22 protein-coding genes are annotated in these 22546 nt (G+C 66.9%); 11 read left to right on the plus strand and 11 right to left on the minus strand.

Features of this window, described 5'->3' with window-relative positions:
• The first annotated feature begins 151 nt into the window (after positions 1-151).
• From BOSE125_RS09700 to BOSE125_RS09715, 4 genes are all read left to right on the plus strand, one after another.
• A complete protein-coding gene (locus BOSE125_RS09700; RefSeq protein ID WP_159552103.1) occupies positions 152-1021 on the plus strand; it encodes a hypothetical protein in 870 nt (289 codons plus the stop codon).
• The gene (locus BOSE125_RS09705) at positions 1018-1827 is read left to right on the plus strand and encodes a glycosyltransferase family 2 protein (RefSeq protein WP_159552105.1); all 810 of its coding nucleotides are present in this window, start codon (positions 1018-1020) and stop codon (positions 1825-1827) included. The genes BOSE125_RS09700 and BOSE125_RS09705 overlap by 4 nt, the downstream gene beginning before the upstream one ends.
• A 216-nt stretch (positions 1828-2043) precedes the next feature.
• The gene (gene thpR / locus BOSE125_RS09710; protein ID WP_159552107.1) at positions 2044-2592 is read left to right on the plus strand and encodes an RNA 2',3'-cyclic phosphodiesterase; all 549 of its coding nucleotides are present in this window, start codon (positions 2044-2046) and stop codon (positions 2590-2592) included.
• Between the two features lie 100 nt (positions 2593-2692).
• Complete coding sequence (locus tag BOSE125_RS09715) at positions 2693-3460, plus strand: superoxide dismutase family protein (protein ID WP_159552109.1); 768 nt, start codon at positions 2693-2695, stop codon at positions 3458-3460.
• 45 nt (positions 3461-3505) lie between these two features.
• On the opposite strand, the gene BOSE125_RS09720 is transcribed toward BOSE125_RS09715, so the two are convergent.
• The 3 genes from BOSE125_RS09720 to BOSE125_RS09730 form a co-directional block, all read right to left on the minus strand.
• Positions 3506-4444 (minus strand): hypothetical protein, encoded by a 939-nt coding sequence (locus BOSE125_RS09720; RefSeq protein WP_159552111.1) that lies wholly within the window; start codon positions 4442-4444, stop codon positions 3506-3508.
• 116 nt (positions 4445-4560) lie between these two features.
• Entirely contained in the window at positions 4561-5445 is an 885-nt protein-coding gene (locus BOSE125_RS09725) for a uracil-DNA glycosylase (protein ID WP_305764256.1), read from the minus strand.
• Positions 5446-5483: 38 nt separating this feature from the next.
• The gene (locus BOSE125_RS09730; protein WP_371300772.1) at positions 5484-5684 is read right to left on the minus strand and encodes a DUF3072 domain-containing protein; all 201 of its coding nucleotides are present in this window, start codon (positions 5682-5684) and stop codon (positions 5484-5486) included.
• 332 nt (positions 5685-6016) lie between these two features.
• Here BOSE125_RS09730 and BOSE125_RS09735 point away from each other — a divergent pair, with 332 nt between their 5' ends.
• Positions 6017-7363 (plus strand): AI-2E family transporter, encoded by a 1347-nt coding sequence (locus BOSE125_RS09735; RefSeq protein WP_159552115.1) that lies wholly within the window; start codon positions 6017-6019, stop codon positions 7361-7363.
• Positions 7364-7373: 10 nt separating this feature from the next.
• Here the strand turns inward: BOSE125_RS09735 and tsaB are convergent, their stop codons facing one another.
• Positions 7374-8069, minus strand: a complete 696-nt coding sequence (tsaB, locus tag BOSE125_RS09740) for a tRNA (adenosine(37)-N6)-threonylcarbamoyltransferase complex dimerization subunit type 1 TsaB (protein ID WP_159552117.1) — start codon at positions 8067-8069, stop codon at positions 7374-7376.
• Positions 8070-8147: 78 nt separating this feature from the next.
• On the opposite strand from tsaB, the gene BOSE125_RS09745 reads away from it, so the two are divergent.
• Complete coding sequence (locus BOSE125_RS09745) at positions 8148-8462, plus strand: YrhK family protein (protein WP_159552119.1); 315 nt, start codon at positions 8148-8150, stop codon at positions 8460-8462.
• Positions 8463-8816: 354 nt separating this feature from the next.
• The gene (locus tag BOSE125_RS09750) at positions 8817-9509 is read left to right on the plus strand and encodes a dienelactone hydrolase family protein (RefSeq protein WP_159552121.1); all 693 of its coding nucleotides are present in this window, start codon (positions 8817-8819) and stop codon (positions 9507-9509) included.
• 34 nt (positions 9510-9543) lie between these two features.
• On the opposite strand, the gene galE is transcribed toward BOSE125_RS09750, so the two are convergent.
• The gene (galE, locus tag BOSE125_RS09755) at positions 9544-10521 is read right to left on the minus strand and encodes a UDP-glucose 4-epimerase GalE (protein ID WP_159552123.1); all 978 of its coding nucleotides are present in this window, start codon (positions 10519-10521) and stop codon (positions 9544-9546) included.
• Between the two features lie 78 nt (positions 10522-10599).
• Here galE and BOSE125_RS09760 point away from each other — a divergent pair, with 78 nt between their 5' ends.
• On the plus strand, positions 10600-12111 hold the full coding sequence (locus tag BOSE125_RS09760) for a hypothetical protein (RefSeq protein WP_236557912.1): 1512 nt from the start codon (positions 10600-10602) through the stop codon (positions 12109-12111).
• A gap of 79 nt (positions 12112-12190) precedes the next feature.
• Here the strand turns inward: BOSE125_RS09760 and rpiA are convergent, their stop codons facing one another.
• Genes rpiA through BOSE125_RS09790 form a run of 6 tightly spaced genes read right to left on the minus strand, consistent with a single transcriptional unit; the run spans position 12191 to position 18774 of the window.
• Complete coding sequence (gene rpiA, locus BOSE125_RS09765; protein ID WP_159552126.1) at positions 12191-12946, minus strand: ribose 5-phosphate isomerase A; 756 nt, start codon at positions 12944-12946, stop codon at positions 12191-12193.
• Positions 12947-12986: 40 nt separating this feature from the next.
• On the minus strand, positions 12987-13649 hold the full coding sequence (locus BOSE125_RS09770) for an HAD family hydrolase (RefSeq protein WP_159552128.1): 663 nt from the start codon (positions 13647-13649) through the stop codon (positions 12987-12989).
• Positions 13646-15172 carry a xylulokinase gene (xylB, locus tag BOSE125_RS09775; protein WP_159552130.1) on the minus strand — a complete coding sequence of 509 codons (1527 nt, stop codon included), beginning with the start codon at positions 15170-15172 and terminating at the stop codon, positions 13646-13648. The genes BOSE125_RS09770 and xylB overlap by 4 nt, the downstream gene beginning before the upstream one ends.
• 1 nt (position 15173) lies before the next feature.
• Positions 15174-16601, minus strand: coding sequence for an aldehyde dehydrogenase (locus BOSE125_RS09780; RefSeq protein WP_201301173.1), 1428 nt, complete (start codon positions 16599-16601; stop codon positions 15174-15176).
• 23 nt (positions 16602-16624) lie between these two features.
• On the minus strand, positions 16625-17590 hold the full coding sequence (locus BOSE125_RS09785; protein WP_159552132.1) for a C-terminal binding protein: 966 nt from the start codon (positions 17588-17590) through the stop codon (positions 16625-16627).
• Positions 17591-17595: 5 nt separating this feature from the next.
• On the minus strand, positions 17596-18774 hold the full coding sequence (locus tag BOSE125_RS09790; protein ID WP_159552134.1) for a fumarylacetoacetate hydrolase family protein: 1179 nt from the start codon (positions 18772-18774) through the stop codon (positions 17596-17598).
• A gap of 293 nt (positions 18775-19067) precedes the next feature.
• Between BOSE125_RS09790 and BOSE125_RS09795 the strand changes: the two genes are divergently transcribed.
• The 3 genes from BOSE125_RS09795 to BOSE125_RS09805 all read left to right on the plus strand — a co-directional run bounded on the left by BOSE125_RS09795 (position 19068) and on the right by BOSE125_RS09805 (position 22521).
• A complete protein-coding gene (locus tag BOSE125_RS09795; RefSeq protein ID WP_159552136.1) occupies positions 19068-19796 on the plus strand; it encodes a FadR/GntR family transcriptional regulator in 729 nt (242 codons plus the stop codon).
• 98 nt (positions 19797-19894) lie between these two features.
• Complete coding sequence (locus BOSE125_RS09800) at positions 19895-21016, plus strand: sugar ABC transporter substrate-binding protein (RefSeq protein ID WP_201301174.1); 1122 nt, start codon at positions 19895-19897, stop codon at positions 21014-21016.
• A complete protein-coding gene (locus BOSE125_RS09805; protein WP_159552138.1) occupies positions 21013-22521 on the plus strand; it encodes a sugar ABC transporter ATP-binding protein in 1509 nt (502 codons plus the stop codon). Before BOSE125_RS09800 ends, BOSE125_RS09805 begins: the two co-directional genes overlap by 4 nt.
• Positions 22522-22546: the final 25 nt, after the last annotated feature.

Here is a 22546-nt window from a genome sequence, read left to right on the forward strand (position 1 = left end):
TGCCGTGCACGGCTTAGACGCACCCGCTCCGCTCCATCTTCCGGCGGAGCTCCGCGGCACCGGGCCGGAGTGTCAGCGCGCCGCCATGCACCACCTGGCCGGCCAAGCCGAGTGGACCTCACTCAACTGGCCAGGCTTGGTGGAGGCACTGATGGCTTTGGGCCGGACGGACATCCCCCTGGCCCGCCTCACGGAGGGACACGTGGATGCCCTGCGCATCCTCACCGAGGCGGGTGCCGCCCCGGATACAGACGCGCTCTACGGTGTCTGGGCGTCCCGCTCCGGCGGAACCGGCCTGGCCGGCAGGCCCGCCCGCGACGGGTGGTCCCTGAAAGGACGGCTGCTCTTCGCCTCGGGGGCCGGCGTGCTGGACCGCGCCCTGGTGACCGTCTGGCCGGAGGAGGACCGTCATCTGCTGCTGGACGCCGCCGTCTCAGACTGGTCCTTCGACACCAGTGCATGGCGTACCCGCGCCATGGAGCACTCCCGCAGCCATCGAATCGAGTTGGACGCCGTGGTCTCGGCTCGGCAGATCGGCGCGGACAACTACTACCTCACTCGAGCATCCTTCTTTCCGGGCGGTGTCGGTGTAGCCGCTGTCTGGACCGGTGGGGCGGCTCGCGTGCTCGATCTGCTTGCCGACAGCTGGGAGGCTCCCGTGGCTGTCTCTGACCCGAAGAAAGTGCGCCTGGGCCGGGCACGCACCGATCTGGCCTCGGCAGTGGCCTTGGTTCGCCAGACCGCGGTCACCCTGCGGGCATCGGAGGTCGGCGGCGCGCCCGGTCCGGCAGGCGAAGGCCTGCCGGCGGGACATCTGGACTCCTTGCGTACTCTCGCGACACTGTGCCGGGCCGGCGTCGGCGCAGCGGTCCGCCGAATCCTGGAGGATGTGCGCGCTCTGGCCGGCCCAGCTGGCCTGGCCTTCCATGAGAACCTGAGCCGGGCCGTGGACGATGTGGCCCTCTACGTCGGTCAACAGAGCCAGGACGGCGACGCCGTGTACTTGGGAGGGCGTGGATGACCGAACCCGCGGCGGCAGGGCCGGCGCTGACCGGCCCTCCGGTGGAGGCAACGCCCTCGACGCCCGGCCTGCCGGTGAACATCATCGTCGCCATTCCGGCCCACGACGAGGAACTCCTGTTGCCCGGCTGCCTGGACCACGTGGCGGCCGCAGTCACGCGGGCCCGTGCCATCGGTGCGGTGGACCGGGTCATCGTCGCCGTGGCCGCCCATCGTTGCCGCGATCGAACGGCACAAGTGGCCCGGGCGCGCCTGACCGACGCTGAGCCGACCGTGGAATGGATCGTCGTGGAAGACCGGACCTCCACCACGGTCGCCGAGGTCCGCCGGACTGCCGTGGATGCGGCGGTGCCGCTATTGGGCCAGTCCAGCAGCGTATGGCTGTTCAGCACGGACGCCGACTCGCTGGTTCCCGTCGACTGGATCTCCTCCAGCCTGGCGGTGGCCACTCTGGACGGGGCAGATGCCGTCGCTGGCCTCGTCGAGCTTCTGGACTGGAACCCGCCAGCGAGGGCCCGACTCGCGTATGAGCTGCTCGTGACACGCGGCATCCACAGCGCCGGCCATGACCACGCCTATGGGGCCAACCTGGCGGTCCGTCTCGATGCGTACCGGACTGTCGGCGGATTCACCCCACGGCTCCACGGCGAGGACCACGATCTCCTCCGGCGGCTCAGGGCGGCACGCTTCCGTGTGGCCACGCCACTGTTTCCTCGTGTCAGCACCTCAGGCCGGGAAGATTCCCGTTGTGCCGATGGACTGGGCTCCCTCCTGCGCCGATTGGCCGGGACATCCGACGCCGAATAGCCGCCCGAGACCCAGACGTTACGAGAGCGCTCGCTGTCGAGCATCGTCGGGCCGATTCATAGGGTGAGTGCACATGCCCTGATTTCTGAGATTGGCCCCGATCGCACCGACGTCGATCGTCTTCGTGACGTCTCTGGTGCGTGACCGGCCCGGACCAGCCGGCTCCGGCGAGGTCAGTGTCTTGTCTTCCGACCCCGGATGGCCTAGGAATCGTCCATGGGAACCCGCATGTTCGTGGCCGTCTACCCGCCCGAGGACGTCCGCGAGGAACTGGCCGAGTTCCTCTCCGTCCGCCCGGGCCTGGCCTGGACCGGCCCGGAGCAGATGCACCTGACCCTCGCGTTCTTCGGCTCCGTCCCGGACCGTTCCCTCGAGCCGCTCGAGGAGGCACTGGAGAGCTCCGTCCGGAGCGTCGAGTCCTTCCCCTGCGGTCTGCACGGGGCCGGTGCGTTCCCCCATCCGGACAGCGCCGCAGTGGTGTGGCTGGGCGTCGAGGACGGCGCCGAGGACCTGACCCGGCTGGCACGGAAGGCGCGCGGGGCGGGCAACCGGGCCGGCGTCGTGCCCGATGGCAAGGCCTTCCATCCGCACCTGACGCTGGCGCGCCCTGGCCGCACGAATGCCACCCGGTGGATCCGCGTGCTGGAGACGTTCACGTCGCGGATCTGGGCGGTGGATGAGGTGCATCTGGTCGAGTCGACGCTCCAGGGGTATGGCCACCGGCCACGGCATCGGACCGTGAAAACGGTACCTTTGACCCCCTGACGGGAGGGGCGGGCCTCGGTACCGTGGAATATGCCACGCCGTGCGCGGTCGGCGTCTCTCACGGTCTTCCGGCGGCCACGGCACGAGGAGAGGACACATCATGACCGCGCGTACTTCCCCGAGGAACACCCCACTCCGCATAACGACGGCCCTGCTGGGCGTGGGCGGCATCCTCGTCCTGGGTGCCTGCGCACCCGAGTCCGCATCCGAGACGACCCCGGAGGGCGGCGCGTCTGCCCCCGACGGCGGCGTCCAGTCCCTGAGCCCCGGCGCCACCGAGGGCGCGGAGACCACGGACACCGTGGCTTCCGACGCGACGGACACAGCGGATTCGGACGCGGCGGGTTCAGGCACAGGAGAATCCGGTGCCCCCGCTGACTACACCGCGAGCATGCAGGACATCGAGAGTGAGGTCGGCAGCGCACAGATCCGGGAGATGGACGGGGCGATGGAGTTCACCGTGGAGGTCTCCGGCATGGAGCCCGGCTTCTACGGCCTGCACGTCCACGAGATCGGCGAATGCAACCCGGACAGCGCCGCACCGGACGACCCCTCCGAACTGGGAGCCTTCCTCTCAGCCGGCAGCCACATCGGCGCTGACGAGTCCGACCATCCAGACCATGCCGGGGACCTGCCTCCCATCCTGGTGCAGGAGTCCGGGGAGGGGCACCTGACCTTCCAGACCGACCGGCTGACCGCCGAGCACCTGCAGGATGAGGACGGCGCCGCGATGATGCTGCATTCCGAACCGGACAACTTCGCCAACATCCCCGAGCGCTATGCCCCCGACGGCCCGGACGAGGACACCACCGGTACCGGCGACGCGGGCTTCCGGTGGGCCTGCGGCGTAGTCGAGGCGGCCGGCTGAGGACCCCTTGAGTTATGAGCACGCCCGACGACGAGAATCGCCGATTCAGACGACGGTGACCGTGCTCGTAACTCGTGACTGGCGATGGATGGCCCGGCGTAGGCGTTCCACGAACTGCCTCGCGCCGTCGCTGCGGTAGACGTCATCAGCCGCTTTGACAGATTCCCAGCCATGGTCTGTAAAGTCGCTGTCCCGCTTGATGTCGCTGTTCAATTGCGTGGCCTCCCCGTGACCTCGTCCGTCGTACTGGATCGCGATCCGCCACTGGGGATAGTGCAGATCCGGCCGTCTCTTCAGGGTCGGTGAAAGCCAGACCTCCTGGTTCACCACGGGTTCGGGCAGTCCGGCATCAACGATGATCAGCCGAAGCAGGGTCTCGGCAGGCGAGTCCACGCCTTCACGGATCAGTTCCCTTGCTTGCCGGGCGGCATTGATGCCCTTGGTGCGACGACGGCGCCCCAGCACAGCATCGACCTCGGCCAAGGTGCACAGCGGGTTCTCCCCCAAGACCCCGTCCGGCCGGACGGGGCCTTTACTTCTCTGTAGCAGCGCGTCTCCGGCAGCGACCAGCCACACCGGATCTTTGATCTGCGTGGAGAGGTCCAACCAGGTCCGTGCCGGTGTTGTCAGCCGCAGTCCGTCAAGCTCCACCACGTCCTCGTCGTCCAATCCGGCCTTATGCCCCTGGATTCCAGGTCGACGCCTGGCCCCGGATTCACCTTTGCTGCCCGTGACGTGAATCGGCCAATCCTCCTCCAGATGGTGCGGCAGCCACAGGCCCCACAGTCGCGCAGCTGTCGAGTGGCTCAGATACTGTTCCCCGGGCAATGACGACACCGCTTCGACCACTTCGCGCCACGGAAGGTCTCCGAGGTCCCAGAGCCTGATACCCGGCGTAGGCACCACCAACCACCGGTGCCGCAGTTGGTACTCGGTCATCCCAGATGCACGAGCCTCCTCAGCGGTGAACACCGTCTTGGCCACGGCGCCTCGAGCCGAGTTATGAGCACGACGGACGTCGAGAATCGCCGATAAACCCTTCGTCGATCGTGCTCATAACCCCAGGGGGCAGTGGGCATCGGGACCGTTACCCGTAGGGGTCAAAGTTGCGCGATGACCTCATCCAGCATCTGCTCCGTCAACCGCCCGGTGAAGGTGTTCTGCTGGGAGACGTGGTAGCAGCCGACCACGCGCACCTCTCTCGGACGGCCGGCACCGGGGCCGCCGCTGACGCCGCTCCCCGGCACCGTGAACACCGTCTGCGCTCCGTGGCCGAACTTGGCCCGGGGCCGCGGCACGCTCCAGCCCACGCGCAGCGCCGCGGCGTGCAGCGACTGCCAGCCGATCCCGCCCAGTACCAGGATCGACTCGACCGAGTCCGCGAGCTGCAGTTCGCGATCCAGCCACGGCCCGCAGGCGGCTCGCTCGGCCGGCGTCGGCTTGTTGTCCGGCGGGGCGCAGTGCACCGGGGCCACCATGCGGACGCCGCTGAGCCGTTGCCCGTCCCCGGCTGACACGGACGTCTGCCGGGCGGCATAGCCGGCCCGGTACAGGGCGGCGTGGATCCAGTCCCCTGAGCGGTCGCCGGTGAACATCCGGCCGGTGCGGTTCCCGCCGTGGGCGGCCGGGGCGAGCCCCACCACGAGGACGCGCGGTTGCTCATCCCCCAGGGACGGAACGGGCCGGCCCCAATAGGGCTCACCGAGGAACGCCTTCCGCTTGCCCACCGCCACCGACTCCCGCCAGTCCACCAGCCGCGGGCAGGCGCGGCACACGGAGACCCGGGCGTCGACGTCGGCCAGGGACTGAGCCGTGCTCGCCAACCTCCGGACCTGTGCGGCCGAGGTGGCGGCCGGCGTCGTGGGTCCGGCGGGGTCCTCCGGCCAGCCGGTGCCGGGCGGGACGGGCGAGGAGAACGGCTGTCCGGTCAGAGGGTGCGGCAGCGGGTGGGGCAGCGGTGGGGGCCGGGCGTCGCCCAGGGGCAATTTTCCATCGGGAGGGGTGCCTCCGCCCGGGACCCCGGTCAGGACTGCTGGTCCCGGAGACGGTCGATGTGCTCGGAGGCCTCAGCCTTGGTCAGGTTCGCGGGCAGTTCCTCACCGGCCTGCTTGGCGAGGGTGTCCAGGTAGGAGCGCTGCGCCTCCGTCATCGGATCGTCACCGCTGACCCAGTCGGCCGGGTCCTTCTCCAGGGCAGGGTCCTCGGCATCACCGGTCGCGCCGATGGTCCCGACTTCGGCCGGGCCGGCGGCCGACTCTGCGGAGGTCCCCTGTCCGAGGACCTCTGCCTCTTCCTCCGGGTCCGGGAACTGTGCGGGTGTGGTCGTCATCAGTGACTCCTTCGTGCGGTGGACTGCGGCTGTGATGCACATGCTAACGCCCCCCACGGACACCATGGCCAGCACCAAGACCCCCTCCAGGCATACCCTTCGGTAGGTCGGCACGGCCATAGGTGCCGGGCGGATCTACAGTGGGCAGTGCGCGGTAGGTGGAATCCGCTGCGCCGCGCACCAGCACGACAGGTCGGTCACAGGCCCCGAGAACCAGGAGTACCTGCATGAGTACAGAGATCCAGCCCGACACCGGCCCCCCGGGGACTGACGGCGCAGAGGCGAAGGGTCCCTGGTCTGACGGCCTGGGCCGCGTGGGCGCCCGTGCCGGGCAGACGCTGCTGATCGCCGCCGTCGCGGTCGGGGTCATCGTGATGCTGCTGCGCGTGAGTTTGGTGGTGCTCGCCGTGCTGGTGGCCCTGATCCTGGCCTCGGCGGTCTCGCCCCTGGTGCGCTGGCTGGTCCGCAAGGGCTGGTCACACCTGCTGGCCACCCTGATGTCCTTCCTCCTCATCCTGCTGTTGCTCGGTGGAGTGGTCACCGGCGTGGTGTTCGCCATCCGCAACGAGTGGGACTCGCTGGTCTCCTCGGCCATGGCGGGCTGGCAGCAACTCCAGGACTTCGTGACCTCTGGCCCCCTGCCCATCGACCCCTCGCTGATTGACGACGCCATGCAGCAGGTCAGCGACTTTCTCGCCAGCGGTGACTACGCCAGCGGGCTGGCCAGCGGCACCCTCACGGGTATCTCCGCCGCCACCAGTTTCCTCACCGGCCTGGTGCTGATGATCGTGGTGCTGTTCTTCTTCCTCAAGGACGGCTCGAAGATCATCAACTTCACGCTGCGCTGGTTCCGGGGCGAAGCCCGTGCCAAGTTGGCCGAATCCGTGGACCGGGCCTCCGGAGTGCTCGGTGGGTACGTGCGCGGCACCGCCACCGTGGCCGCCGTGGACGCGATCCTGATCGGCGTCGGCCTCGCGGTCATCGGCGTCCCGCTGGCACTGCCCCTGGCCGTGATCGTCTTTGTGGGCGCGTTCATCCCGATCGTGGGCGCCACCGTGGCCGGCATCCTCGCCGCACTCGTGGCCCTGGTGACCACCGGTCCGGTCGAGGCACTGATCGTGGTCGCCATCGTGGTGGTGGTCAACCAGCTCGAGGGCAACCTGCTCCAGCCCGTGGTGATGGGCCGGACCCTGAGCCTGCACGCCCTGATCGTGCTGCTCGCCCTGACCATCGGCACCCTGGTGGGCGGCATCTTCGGTGCCATCCTGGCCGTGCCCTACACCGCCGTCGCCTGGGCCGTCATCCAGGTGTGGACCACCCGTTACCAGGCCGGCGACGACCCCGTCCTGGGCAAGGATCCCCTGTCCCCCAAGGATCGTCCCGCCCTCAAGGCCTCCGCCGATCAGCGTTCCAAGTACCGGCGTCTGCGCCGCGAGAAGGTCAGCGGCAATGCCCTCGGCGTGGCCGCGGAGAAGTCGGCACCGGAGTCGGCTCCGGCGCAGGACACTTCCGGTCCCTCGGGCGCCTCAGGGTCTACGGAAACCACCGGCTCGTCCGGTTCCAAGGAGTCCTGACCCGTTCGGCCTACCGTTCGCCGGTGCCGGCCTTCTTCCGGGGGCCCGGCACCTTCGCGTCGGATTCGCGCAGGTACAGCGGCTGCACCGGCAGGATCCCCCGGCCACGGCGCAGGGCGAGCTCGCCGACCAGGCCGAGCGAGCCGGCGTCGGGCACGGCGGTGGAGAACTCCGCGACCGCCGCCAGGGCATCCGGGTACAGCCCGGCCCCGGCGCCGTAGGCCGGCAGCGGGGTGACCTCGTCAGGGGCCGTGACGAAGGGCCCGTGCAGGCGCTGGAACTGCCCGCCCACGGACGCATAGTGAGCCCAGTAGACCTCACGGCGGCGGGCGTCAGTGGCCACCACGAACTCCTCGACCCCCGCCCGGAAGGCTTCCTCAGCCGCAGGCAGCGCGATCGCGTCCAGGCTCATCACTCCGTGCACCGGCAGCCCCCACGCGAACGCGAGCGAACGCGCCGTCACCAGACCGGCGCGCAGCCCGGTGAACGGCCCGGGCCCGACGCCGGCCACCACCGCACGCAGATCGCCCGGCTCCATCCTCGCCTCCTCGAGAACCCGGCGGACCGCCGGCGTGAGCACCTCGGCATGCGTGTTGGTCTCGATGGAGGCATAGCGGGCCAGGACCTCGCCGCCCTGCACCACGGCCACACTGGCGGTGGCGGAGGCATCGAGGGCGAGGAGGGGCCGGGAGGAGTGGTCGGGCATGGGTCCAGTCTACGAAGGGGACAGGGCCAGTAACCTACGGGGACCGCCCGCGATGGCCGAATACCACGAAAGGACTCCATGCGATTATTCGATCCCCGAAACCGCGAGACCACTGCCCGGATGGCCCGTGTGTATGCCATCTTCGAACTTCTGCACACCGCTGCCGACTTCCTGGCCGCCGGCCTGTTCATCATCGGCAGCATTTTCTTCTTCGACGAGTCGACGAGGATCGCAGGCACGTGGTGCTTCCTGGCCGGATCCATCTGCTTCGCCCTGAAGCCGACCATCCGTCTCACCCGCGAGTTGCGAATGGCCTCCTTGCGCCGAGTCGACCGGCTGGCCGAGAAAGCGCCCGAGGCTCCGAGGGACCTGTTCTCCGAGCCCCGGCACTAACGGCGTTCCACCTCCGCGCAGCTACCATCACCCAGGCCATCACCCCGTTAATCGCCCCCTCCAGGCCGCTGCCGCCGGGCCCGGATCACCTGGGTGAGAACCTGTCCACATTCCGGAACGGTCAGCGCCCGCGGCGGAGTGGGCGTGGTGCCGTAACCGGGCAGGTCCATCGAATCCCAGGTCTGCGTGCTAGCAACCGGAGCCATTGCACCGGTTCCGCAGTCCCCCGGCCGTCCCGTCTTCACGGCTGCTCCCGGCCGCACCTACGCTGGCCGGGACAGCGATTGACCACAACGGACGCCCGAGCCTGTCACGGCCTCCACGGACAGGTGGCGTTCGGGAGAGGTGCACATCATGGTCCAGTCCACCCCCGACGCCCCGGGGCAACCCGAACAGCCTCCGCTCTCAACGGAGGCGCACATCCCGGCAGCGCATGTGACGCTCGAGGGCCATTTCGTCCTGCCGCAGGTCAACGCCCCCGTGGTGGTCTTCGCCCATGGCAGCGGCAGTGGGCGGAACAGCGAGCGCAACCAGTACGTGGCATCCGTCCTGCAAGATGCCGGCCTCGGCACCCTACTGCTGGACCTGCTCACCCCGGAGGAGGAAACCGACCGGGAGAACGTCTTCGACATCCCCAAACTCGCCCAACGGATCACCGCAGCCGAGGCATGGGTGCACCGGCAACCGCAGAGCATGTCCTCACCGGTCGGGTTCTTCGGCGCCAGCACCGGGGCCGGTGCCGCGCTATGGGCCGCTGCTGAGCCCGGTGCCCGTGTCGGAGCCGTGGTCTCTCGAGGCGGCCGGCCGGATCTGGCCGAAGGACGAAGGGGCAAGGTCGAGGCTCCCACCCTGCTGATCGTCGGCCGCGAGGACCAGCAGGTGCTCGAGTTCAACCGCCAGGCCCAATCCGAGCTGCGGTGCGAGAACGCGCTGGAGATCGTCGACGGCGCCACGCACCTCTTCGAGGAGCCCGGCGCCCTGGAGCAGGTCGCCCGTCTGGCGTCAGAGTGGTTCGCCCGGCACCTTCCCTCGGCAGAAGGACGCTAGAACGCCAGCGGCTGCCTCATCCGTTCGACCGCGCCTACCGCGTGTGCTGCGCTTCCCACGCCTGCCGCGCACTCCAGGCCGAGGCCACCATGTCCTGGACGGAATACCGCATGGTCCAGCCCAGGTCCCTCGCGGCCAGAGTCCCGTCGGCCACAATCCGCGCCGGGTCACCCGGCCGGCGGTCCTGCACTTCCGGTTCGAAGTCGATCCCGGTCACCGAGGCCATCGCGTCCATGATCTCCCGGACGGAGGTCCCCGCACCGGAGCCCAGGTTGTAGACGGGCTCCACTGACTCCCCCGCCTCCAGGCGCCGCGCCGCCGCCACATGTGCTTCGGCCAGGTCGGCCACATGGATGTAGTCGCGCACGCAGGTGCCGTCCGGCGTCGGGTAATCCGCGCCGTTGATGCGCGGCGTCCTCCCGGCCACCAACGCATCGAACACGAGCGGGAACAGGTTGTGCGGGCTGGTGTCGCTGATGCGGTCCGTGCCGGAGCCGACCACGTTGAAGTAGCGCAGCGAGGTGTGCCGCAGTCCGGCCGCACGCGCCTGGTCGGCCAGCAACCACTCGCCGATCAGCTTGGTCTCGCCGTAGGGCGATTCCGGCACGGTCGCACTGGCCTCGGTCACCAGCTCACTGTGCGGTGTGCCGAACGTCGCGGCAGAGGAGGAGAACACCATGTTCGCCACGCCGTCGCCCTCCATCGCCTCCAGCAGGGCCACCATCCCGGTGACGTTGTCGCGGTAGGTGCGCAGCGGCTTCCGCACGGACTCCCCGGCGTACTTGTACCCGGCAATATGCACGACGCCGGCCACCCCGTGTTCGGCGAACGCGCCTTCCAGCGCGGCCCGGTCATTCAGGTCCGCCTGGATGAAGGGCACGTCCTCCGGCACGAAACCGCGGTGTCCACTGGAGAGGTTGTCCACCACCACCGTGTCGATCCCGACGGCCCGAAAGGCCTCCACCACGTGCGCGCCGATATAGCCGGCCCCGCCGGTCACCATCCAAGTCATACCGTCAGCTTACGGAATCCGTCTCTCCACTCTCGCCATTGTTGCAACTCGTTCGCAATTGCATTTAGAGTTCTCGTCATGAACACATCACTCCCGCCCTACCGCACCTCTGCCCACTCCACGGCGGCTCACACTGCCACCGTCGCCTCTGGCACTCCACGCACTCCACATACCCGCCGCGCTCTCTCGGTTGCCGCTTTCGCGGCGGTCGCCCTGACGCTCTCGGCCTGCGCACCGGGCGCCGGAGCCGGCGGCGGGGACTCCTCCGCCGAGACCGCCGGCGGCTCGGCCACCACTGACTCCACGGACGGCGCAGATGCCGCTGAACCGGTCAACGCCGCGCAGCGGGACTCCCGCGCCGAGGTTCCCACGCTGAGCCCCCGCGTGGTCCTCAGCCATGACGGCGGGCTGATCACCCTGGACGGTGAGACCGGCGAGGTGGTCCACGAGGAAGAGCTGGCCGGATTCCTGCGCCTCAACAACGCCGGGGATGGCCAGCACGTCATGGTGTCCAATGGAGACCAGTTCGAGGTCTACAACTCGGGCATCGATGCCCAGGGCCACGGAGACCACTTCCACTACTACGAGTCGGATCCGGGGCTCAGCGGCATCGAGTTCGACGCCCCCTACGCCGGCCACGTAGTGGTCCACCACGGCCTGACCACACTGTTCGGGGACGGTGACGGATCCATCCAGACCTTCACATCCGAACACCTCAAGGACGGGCAGCCGCGCACGGAGACGACCGCCACGGACGATCCCCACCACGGTGTGGCCCTGCAGCTCATCGACGGCACCCTGCTGACCACCCAGGGCACCGAGGAGGGGCGGAACACCGTGCAGGTGAAGAGCACCGGGGACAACGGTGAGAACGGTGAAGTTCTGGCGGAGACCACGGACTGCACCGGTGTGCACGGTGAGGCGGCGGCCGCCCCGAACGAGAACGGCGACGTGGTGGTGCTGGGGTGCGAGGACGGCCCGGTCATCTACCGCGACGGCGAGTTCCACAAGGTCGCGGCCGAGAACGAGTACCAGCGCACCGGCAACCTGGCCGGGTCCGAGGACTCCTCGGTGATGCTCGGTGACCTGAAGACCGATGCCGAGGCCGAGTTCGAACGGCCCACGCAGGTCGCCCTCATCGACACCCTGACCGATTCACTGCAGACCGTGGACCTGGGCTCCTCCTACTGGTTCCGCTCCCTGGCCCGCGGCCCGGAGGGTGAGGCCCTCGTGCTGACCTACGACGGCGAGCTCAACGTCATCGACGAGGAGACCGGTGAGATCACCGCCGAGATCCCGGCCATCGAACCGTGGGAGGAGAAGGAGGAGTGGCAGCAGCCCGGCCCCATCCTCAAGGTCGCGGACTCCATGGCCTACGTGACGGACGCCGAGAATCAGCAGCTCGTGGTGATCGACTTGGAGGCCGGCGAAGTCGTCAACGAGTTCGACCTGGAGGTCACCCCGGTCGAGATGGCCGTGGTCACCGGTCACCCGGAGGCCCCGGAACATGAAGCGAGCGCCAGCGGCGCCGGCCACTCCGGCGACGAAGAAGCCACCGAAGAAGAAGGTCACGAAGGGCACGATCACTAACGGTGAAGGGCCGATAGGCAAGCCCTGAGGCCTTTCCGAGACCGAATGGTGTCGGAAAGACCCTCAGGGCTTGCCTCTATTACTTTTGCTCCAGCAAGTAGGGGAAGGTGTGAACCTCAGCCGTACCGTCGGGACGCCCGAAGACGACTTCGTGTGCGATGTCCACGAAGAAGCCGTTCTCGACGACGCCGGGAATCTGGTTCAGGGCCACCGTGAGCTCACGGATGGACCAGGCTTCGTCCAGCTTGACGTCGAGAATGTAGTTACCGTTGTCCGTGATGATGGGCTGTCCGTCGCGCTCACGACGGTAAATCAAGGTGTCCTCCGCGTATCCGTACTCCACGAGCAGCCGGCGGATGGCCTGTGCGGTGGTGTTCCAGGAGAACTGAATGACCTCGATCGGAAGGGGGAAGGCACCCAGAGTGTCGACGGCTTTGAGCTCATCGGCGACGATGACCACTTTGTCCGAGTTCCGGGCCACCAGCTTCTCCCAGAGCAGGCACGCGCCGCCGCCCTTGATCATGGAGCCCTCCGCATCGATCTCGTCGGGACCGTCGACGCAAACGTCGAGGCGACCGATCTCGTCCAGCTCGGCCAGCGGAATGCCCAACTCCAAGGCGAGATCATGGGTGGAACGGGAGGTTACGGCACAGATGATGTCCAGGTTCTCTGTCCGGAGCCGCTCAGCCAGAGCCCGGACAAAGTAGTGGGACGTGGTCCCTGATCCCAGCCCGATCTTTCCGCCGTCGAAGACGTAGGTCTCGGCGGCATAGTGTCCTGCCGCCAGTTTGGCCCGGTCCTGTTCGGAACGGGTGACAATCGTGGGAAGGTCCATTTCTCTCCTCTTGGTGGTCGTCATGGTGACGTCAGGGCTGTTAGATTCTGGATGGTTCAAGGACGAGTCCGGGCAGGTCGAAGTAACTGTCCAGCCGTAAGCCCTTGACCTCCACGGGTGCCCAGCCGACGGCGAGGAAGTCGACGTCAGCCCCGGTGGCCGCTGCTTCATCGATCACGGAGTCACCCACGTAGAGCCCGGTTGCCGGGGACTCGCCGAGGGCCTCGAAGCAGGCGATTACATGGGCCGGGTCCGGCTTCGAGCTCGGCACGGCGTCATTGCCGACGATCCCCCGGAAGTACCGGGTGATCCCCAACTCCTCCAGCACGATCTCGGCCATGACCTGCGATTTGTTGGTGCAAACGCCCATGGCGATGCCGGCCTGGTCCAGGGCGGCCAGTGCCTCCCGAACTCCGGGGTACACCGTGGACAGCTCAGCCGGCCGGGCCCGATACTCTGCGGCGTACCGGGCATGGACCTGCTTCAGCTCGCCGACTGCACCAGGCATCCCGGCCGTCGACTGGGCCAAGGCCCCCTCGACCAGGCGAAGGGATCCCTCTCCCAGCAGACCGACCACTTCCGCAGCCCTGAGCTCGCGCCCGCCCACCGGCCTGATGGCCTCGTTCAGGGCCGCCGTGATGTCCTCGCTGGAATCGACCAGCGTCCCGTCCAAGTCAAAGACCACCGATGTGTAGTTGGTCATGGCGTCATCTCCTTCTGTCCGCACGCCGCCCGGTAGGCGGCCAAGCCGGCCATCATGGCCTTGAATTCCCTGAAGACGTTGTCGTAGAGCCCTGCGATCCCTGGGTTCGGGTCCGTGTACTCTTCGGTGCCCACGGCCTGGAGGGCATCGTCCAAGTCCCGCCACCGTCCGACGCCGATGCCGGCTAGCAGTGCCGCCCCGTAGGCCGCCCCGCCCTGTCCGCCTCGGACAAACTCGATCCGGGTGTTGAGGACGTTAGACAATGTCTCTTTCCACAGGGGGAACCTCGCGGCCCCACCCGATGTGAGCACGCGGTCGGCCTGAAGGCCGAGAGACGCGAAGAGGTCGCGAATCTCGCGCACGTTCAGCAGGGCGCCCTCGATGCCAGCACGGGCCATGTCCGCGGCGGTATGCCGCAGGTCCAGCCCGAACCACGCGGCACGGAGGCCGGGATCCGGGTAGGGGCACCGCTCTCCCACGAGATAGGGGGCGAACCGAAGCCCCTGGGAGCCAGGCTCCGCGGACTCGGCCAAGCGGACGACGTCGGCGACCTTTAGGTCCTCCTTGACGGTGGACAAGGCCCGAGTGAGCCACAGGAGGGTCTCACCACAGGTCAGGGCCACCCCCATGACGTGCCACCGCCCGGGTTCGTTGCCGCAGGAGACCTGGACCCGGGCGCCGACATTGTCAGGGCAGTGCTCGGCGGCCTGCGCCACGATCCCCGCCGTGCCGATGGTGATGCCCATGGCCCCCTCCTGAGTGATGCCCATGGAGGTCGTCTGCAGGACGGAGTCACCTCCCCCGGCGACCACCGGAATCCCGGCGGGCAGCCCCAACTCCTCGGCAGTTGCGCTCGAGAGGTACCCCGTCACCTCCGAGGATTCGAAGACGGTGGGCATCAGCCCACGGGGCAAACCTAGGAGCGTGAACATCTCGTCGCTCCATCGGCGGTTCCGCACATCGAACAGACCCGTTCCGGAGGCGTCGGAGACGTCTGTCGCGTTGATCCCGGTCATCCGATAGCGGAGGTAGTCCTTGGGCAGGAGGACGGAGGCTACCTGCGCGAAGGACTCCGGCTCGCACTGCTGCAGCCACAGGATCTTGCCCGCCGTGAATCCCGCCAACGCGGGATTGTTCGTCAAGGCCAGGAGCCGGTCCTGCCCTCCGACTCGCTCGACGATCTCCTGGACCTGGGCATCGGTGCGGTTGTCGTTCCAGAGGATGGCCGGTCGCACCACCTCTCCGGCATCGTCCAGGGCCACCAGGCCGTGCATCTGACCGGTGAGCCCGATCCCGGCGATACGCAGTTCTGGATGCTCATCCACTACCTCGCGTACGGCCTCGGCCGTGGCGCGCCACCAGTCGAGGGGGTCCTGTTCCACCCACCCGGATTCCGGAGAGTGCAATGGGTACGTGCGTGTCGCCGAGACGACGATGGCGGCCTCCTCGTCAACGGCCACCACCTTGACCGAGGATGTGCCCAGGTCCACGCCGAGGTAGCAGGATGTCGTGGTCGGTTCCATGTCAGTACCGGATCCTCAGGTGTTTGATGTTCAGGTAAGCGTGGAGGCCCTCCGGCCCATGCTCGTAACCGTGACCCGATCCCTTGCGTCCGCCGTAGGGCGCGTTCATGATGCCCGCATCCGGGTTGTTGACGGCAACGTTCCCGAAATCAAGCCGGTGGCCCATCTCGAAGATCTCGGAGACGTCGGTGGCATAGAGATAGGCGGCCAGCCCGGCCGTTGTCCCATTGGCCAGCTCGACGGCCTCGTCATTGTCATCGAAGGCTGTCACGCCGACGACGGGGCCGAAGGTCTCCTCGGTGGCGATCAGGCACTGGTCATTGACGTTGTCCACGACCGCCGGCTGGACCCAGGTGCCGGGGCGGTCGATCGCTGTTCCGCCGACCACCACCGTGCCGCCATTGTCCCGGGCATCGGCAATGTGGTCCAGGAAGCGGTCCTGGATCTCCGCGTTCGTGACCGGGCCGACGTCGGGGTCCTCGGTACCGGGGCCGACGGACAGGCCTACCACGGCTGCGGCGAGCTTCTCCACGAACTCGGCGTGGACCGCCCGCGCCACGTAGACCCGGTTGATGGCGATGCAAATCTGCCCCGCATTGCGGAATCCGCGGCGCAGACAACCTGCCACGGCGTCGTCGATGTTCGCTGTGGCGGTGACGATCTGCGGACAGGAGCCTCCCAACTCCATGGAGACCGGCAGCGCATGAGCCAGGCCACGCGTGATCGCCGCGCCCGTGCGTCCCGAGCCGGTGAAGGCCACCTTGTCGATGCCCGGGTGGGATGTCAGCTGGCCTCCCGTGGTCCCGGCGCCGAGGATCAGGTTGGCCACACCCGAGGGCAGACCCACCTCGGCGAGCAGCCCGAACAGGCGCACCGCCGAGGTGGGCGTGTACTCGGAAGGCTTGAGCACCATGGTGCAGCCGGCCGCCAGGGAAGCCGCTAGCTTCCACCCGATAAGTTCCAGTGGATAGTTCCAGGGCGAGATCGCCGCGACCACACCGATGGGCTCGTAGCGGACGATGCTGGTGACGTTCCTAGCCTCATTGGGGATGGTTCGGCCGTAGACGCGCACTGCCTCTTCCGCGTAGTACTCGAACGCTTCGGCCAGCTTACTGACCTCGCCCCGGGATTCGCCGATCGGCTTGCCCATCTCCCGGGTGATGTCCTGGGCGAGGGGCTCCAGGTCACGGCGCACCAACCCGGCCAGCTGGCGCAAGAGTGCCCGTCGATCGAACTCGGTGGTCTGCCTCCAAGCTCCAAAGGCCTTCCGGGCCGAGGCGACAGCCTGATCGACGAGCTCCTGACCGGCCTCCCGGATACGCGCACAGGTCTCGCCGGTGGAGGGGTCCACGACGTCGGTGGCCGTTCCGGTGCCGTCGACCCAGGATGCTCCGATCAGGTTTTTCAAGGGGGTCTGGTTCATGGTCATGAGGGGTCCTTTCACAGGGACGGTCAGCGGGTTCCGGGAATGGCCACGGGGCAGCGCAGGGCCTGTCCCAGTACGCCGCGGACCGCTTCCTCGCCGGCCAGCCGCTGGAGGTTATCGATGGATTCACTGGAATAGAACGCCGCATGCGGAGTCAGGATGACCTCGGTCAGGTTCCTCAGCGGCGAGTTGTCGGCCAGGGGCTCCGGGTCGAAGACATCGAGTCCGGCTCCGGCGATCCGCCCGTCACGGATGGCCTCCGCCAACGCCTCCTCGTCCACGATCGGACCGCGGCTGGTATTGACGATCACTGCTCCCCGGGGCATCTTGGCCAGCGTGTCCTTGTTGATCAGACGCACTGTTTCTGGAGTGGCCGGCAAATGCAGGCTGAACCCCTGAGCGGAGGCCAGTACCTCGTCCAGGGACAGCAGTTCCACATGATGTTCGGCCGCCGCCTCTGGATTCGTGTACGGGTCATAGCCCACGATCCGGAACCCGAAGGGATGCAGGCGGTCCGCCAGGGCACAGGAGATTCGTCCGACCCCGAGAAGGCCGATCGTGATGCGCCCGAATGACGTCAGGGGCCCAACCTGGACCGGAGCCACCCAGCCCTTGTCACGGATCTGGGTCGTGTAGTGCGGCAGCCGCCGCAGCAGCGCAAGCATCATGGCTGCGGCGTGATCCGCCACGGTGTCGATGCCATAGTCCGGGACATTGGCCACATTGACGCCCAGGTCCCGCGCGGCCTCCAGGTCCACACTGTCCACCCCGACCCCGTATCGGATGACGGTCCCGCCGCGGTTCATGGCGGCCATCTGCTCCCGTCCCATGGGGGCGAAGTTCGTGATGACGGCGTCCGCCCCGGACACGGCACGGATTGTCTCCTCCGGAGTCGTGCACTGAAAAACGGAGAAGTCAGCTCCGATAGCCTCGGCGAGTTCTCGTTCCTGCCTGACGTCTCCAAAGGCGTGGTCGGTGACAACGATCTTCATGGGGCTCACTTGAGCACCCCCCGGGCGGCGAGGTTCGCCATGAACTCGCGGATTCCGAAGGTCCAGGGTGCGGCGTCCTCGGACGTGGTGACCGTATTGGCCAGGGTCCCGAGAGCCTCACTGTGGATGAGCACCTGGTCTCCCCTGTGGTGGGTGAAGCCATCGCCGGGGACGTCACGGTCCTCGGTCGGGGCGAACATGGTGCCGGTGTAGAGGGCGAATCCGTCTGGGTACTGGTGGTGACTCCCCCACGCATGCGAGATCAGCTCCTCGAAGGTTCGGCTCATCTCCGAGACGCGGGACACGGCGGACAGCGTGAAGCCGTCCTCACCGTGGATCGACATCCTCACCGACGTGTCGCGAAGGTCGGACAGGGTGAAACCCTCATCAAACACTCGGATGAAGGGACCCATAGAGCTGGAGGCGTTGTTGTCCTTGGCCTCGGTCAGCAACAGCGCACTGCGCCCCTCGAAGTCACGGAGGTTGACGTCATTGCCCAGGGTCGCACCGACGGCCTGGCCCCTTGAGTTGACGGCGAGGACCACTTCGGGCTCTGGGTTGTTCCAGGTGGAGCGCTCCAGGACCCCGATGTGAGCGCCGAAACCCACGGAGGACAGCACCTGGGCCTTCGAGAAGATTTCCGGGTCCGGGCCGATCCCGACCTCGAGATATTGGGACCATAGCCCCTCGGCCACCATGCTCTCCTTAATGCGGGCGGCCTCCTCCGAACCGGGGACAACGCTCGTAGCGTTCTCGATGACCGGCCCGAGACGCTTTCGGATGCCCTCGGCTGCCGCCAGGTCTCCGCGTGCATGCTCCTCGATGACACGTTCCACCATGCTCTTGGCGAAGGTGACGCCAGCAGCCTTGACGGCAGAGAGGTCGAAGGGGGCCAATAGCGTCGCAGCAGCCGCCTCCCCGGCCATGCTGGCTCGCAGCACCTCAGCCACCGACCAACTCTGAGCGCCGGAACCGAGCGCCTCACGGACAGCGCCCGGGACGTCCTCTCGGTCCAGCAAATCGCTCATGGTCGGGCCGGCTGACGTGATGTCGACGAGACGATCGCCGTGTACGGCCACCAGCGCAGGCCCGACTTCCGGAACGGACAGACGGCCCACGAGGAGCGCGTTGGAATCTGCTGGAAGGACGTCCTGAGTGGAGACCAGTCGTGAAATTGCGGGCATGGGGGTTCCTTGGGAAAAGGGGACATCGGTCGGCGACGAGGTGCCATCCTGCGATCCAACAAAAGGCCTTGGGCCCTCATCCGGTGGGACTGAGGCAGATGTGGGCGGATATTTCAGACGAGATCCGCTGCGACATTCGTCGTACAGGAAGATCTAACATCAGATGATTCACAGGGTCAAGCGTGAAGCAAGTTCTCCAAGAACCCCGGACTACAGCGGCTCCTGAAAACAAATTGTGGTCCAATTCACCAAATGTGCTTGAAGCACCAGCTCATTCGTCGTACCTTTGTCGCATGCCAGCAGAAACCAACCAGCGCAAGAGACTCTCCGAGCAGGTGGCCGATGAGATCCAGTCGGACATCCTGCGCGAAGGCCTCACGGCGGGACGCAAGCTCCCAACCGAAGTCCAGTTAATGGAACGCTTCAACGTCAGCCGTACCGTGCTGCGCGAAGCTGTCCACACACTCGTCCAGCGCGGGCTGGTGACCGTCACCCCTGGCAGGGGCACGGAAGTGGCCGAGTTCGACGGCTCGATCGTCGCCGAACAGTTCGCCCTCCAGATGGAGGCGAGCCAAGGCAGCTTCCCCCAATTGCTCGAGCTGCGTTTCGCGATTGACGTACAGGTCTCCACTTCGGCCGCCTTGAACGTGACGGAGGCGCAGATCGCGGAACTGGGCGCCTGCATCGATGCCGGCAAACGGCTCATCACCCCGGACGGGGTCCGTGACCGGCTGGCGTTCCTGGACCAGGATGTCCGCTTCCACGAGATCCTGGCGAAGGCCAGCGGGAATCCCTATTTGGAACTGGTGAGCCAACCAATCAACCATTTTCTCCGCAAGTACTACTCGACGCGGGAGGGGTACCCCTCCAACCCAGGTCGGACCGTCGAGGAACACGAAACGATCCTCCGGGCCATCAGCCAGGCAGACACCCTGGCCGCGCGCCAGGCCATTGAACACCACTTGATGCGCCTGCTACGCCGCTGGTCACCCGTAACACCCGCAGACCAGACGGACGAGTAGACGAGCTGTTGACTGCCCACTCGGCCTGATCCGACGACGGACACGGCCGCTAATCGCTGTGCCCATCCCCAGTATCACCACCCAACTAGGAGACAACCATGACCACTGGACATCGCAATGTCAGTCGTCGCGCCTTCAGCTTTGGCCTGCTCGGCGTTTCCGCAATGCCGATCCTGGCCGCCTGCGGAAGCGGGGCACAAGCCGGCGCCAGCGGTGCCAGCAGCGCTTCCGGAGGCGGGGGCGGTGTCGCAGCCTTCGCAAACAAGGGCATGAACTATTTCTTCTTCGTCACCCAGAACGAGGCGATCAAGCGCAAGTCGGAAGAGCTCGGACTGAGTTTTCAGACGACCAACGCCAACCACGATTCCAACCAGCAGTTCAACGATTGGAATTCTCTCCTGGTGTCCTCCCCGGTCATGATGATCGCAGACCCCATTGATTCGGAAGGCCTCGCCTCGGTCGTCAAACAGTCCAAGGACCGCGGCATCCCGGTAGGGATCGTCGATACCCCGCTCACCCAGGGCGAGGCGGACTTCACCATCGCCTTCGACAACTACCGCGCCGGGGAGATGGCGGCCGAGCGGACCGTGGAGCTACTGACAGAGCGTTACGGCGAGCCGAAGGGCAAGGTCCTCAATGCCTATGGTGCCCTTACCTCCTCGGCCTGGCGGGCCCGCAAGGAGGGCTTCGAAGCGGTCCTCGGCAAGCATGACGGCATCACGCTGCTCTCTCGTCCGACCGAGGGAGACGAGGCGAACGCTCGCTCGGTGGCGGGGGCGACACTCTCGGAGCACGCGGACCTGGATGCCGCCCACGCTCCCAGCGACGCAATCACCCGCGGCATCGTGACCACCCTGCAAGCCGAGAAGCGCACCGGTGACCCGACCGCGGACACCCACGTGTTCCTCACGTCCATCGACGGGGAGCCGCAGTCCCTGGGCTGGATCCGCGACGGCATCCTGGACGCTGCTGTCTCCCAGGACCCGGTGGCTTACGGAAACATCTGCGTCGAGATGCTGTTCGAGCACTCGGCGAAGGGCAACGCCGTCCCCACCGGAACTTACGAGAACGCCGACTACTACTGGGAGTCCGCCCCGATCGAGCAGACGGAGCAGGGACCGTCCTGTGTCATCCCGCCCTATTACATCGACGCGGACAACGTGGAAGATCCGCGCCACTGGGCCAACTACGTGGAGACGAAATGGGGAATGAAGCAGTGACGCAGACTGACGCCCCATTCCTGGAAGTCCGGAACCTCAGCAAAAGATACGGCACGTTCACTGCCCTCGACTCGACCGACCTGATCGTCGAGTCCGGTTCCATCCATGGTTTTCTCGGCAAGAACGGCGCCGGGAAGTCGACCATAGTCAAGATCATCGCCGGCTCCGAACGCCCCACGTCCGGACAGGTGCTCTTCAAGGGGGTCGACATCACGGACTGGCCATTGGCCCGCCGCCGTAAGGCCGGCATCAACCTGCTCCCCCAGCATGCGGAAATCGTCCCGGAGCTGAGCGTCGCGGAGAATCTGGTCCTTCCCGACTATCCGACCTCCGGAATGCTCCTGAACAAGAAGCGGCTGCGGACTATGGCCACGGAGCTCCTGGCCAAGTACGACCTGCACTTCGACGTCGAGGCCCGCGCAGGTGACCTGAGTACCCCCGATCAACGTCGATTGACCATCGTCCGGACCTTGGTGGACGACGGCTCGTTCGCCATGCTCGACGAGCCGACGACGGCGCTCAGCCAGATCGAGCGCGAATCGCTGTTCACGTGGATGCGGTCCCTGAACGCCAAGGGCCAGACCTTTGCATTCATCTCCCACTATTCCAGCGAGATCCGCGCGATCTGCAACACGGTGACGGTCCTCCGCGACGGGCACGTGGTCGCGGACAAGACCGATCCTTCGGCGATGACTGCCCATCAGATCTCCGAGCTGGTCGTCGGCGGTGCCGTTGACGAGTACGTCCGGGATCGGAGGGATTCCGTGGAGACCAAGGTGCGGGTCCAAGGGCTGCGCATCGGCGACACGGGACCAGTGGACTTTACGGTGGGCAAGGGGGAGGTGCTCGGACTGGTGGGCCTGCCTGGCTCCGGAGCCCAGGAGACCGCCCGGGCGTTGGGCGGGCTCACCGTGCCGGAGGTCACCCGGATCGAGATCAACGGTAAGGAGGTCAGCAGCGGCTCGGTCAAGGCGGCCACGGATGCCGGCATCGAGTACTTGACGAACGACCGTCACGGCGAGGGTATCGTCGGCCCCTTCTCTGTCAGCGAGTCGATCGTGACGGGCCGATGGCCCAGCAAGGGCGGCCTGATCGACCGAAAGTCAATCCGGGACACCTACGAGGCCTTCCACCGACGGATGAGGTTTCGGGTCTCTGGACCCGGTCAGGCCATCGAACAGCTGTCCGGCGGAAATCAGCAGAAGATCCTGCTGAGTCGCATCATGGCGGTCAACCCGGAGCTCCTCATCTTGGACGAGCCCACTCTTGGTGTCGATGTTGCAGCCAAGGAGGAGATCCACCGGATCATCAACGACCTCACTGAGGCCGGCACCTCCGTGATCGTCCTCGCGTATGACATCGACGAGATGGTCCGCGTCGTCGACCGTGTGCTCACCTTCCAGGACGGGCGAATCGTCGCAAGCCTGACAGGTGAGGACATTTCCCCGGACAACATCCTCCTGCACCTGAATCACCAGTCTTCAGACACCTCCACAGCTGCCTGATGCAGCTGCTTCCGAAAGGACACAA

It is taken from the genome of Citricoccus sp. K5 (assembly GCF_902506195.1).
Classification (GTDB): Bacteria; Actinomycetota; Actinomycetes; order Actinomycetales; family Micrococcaceae; genus Citricoccus.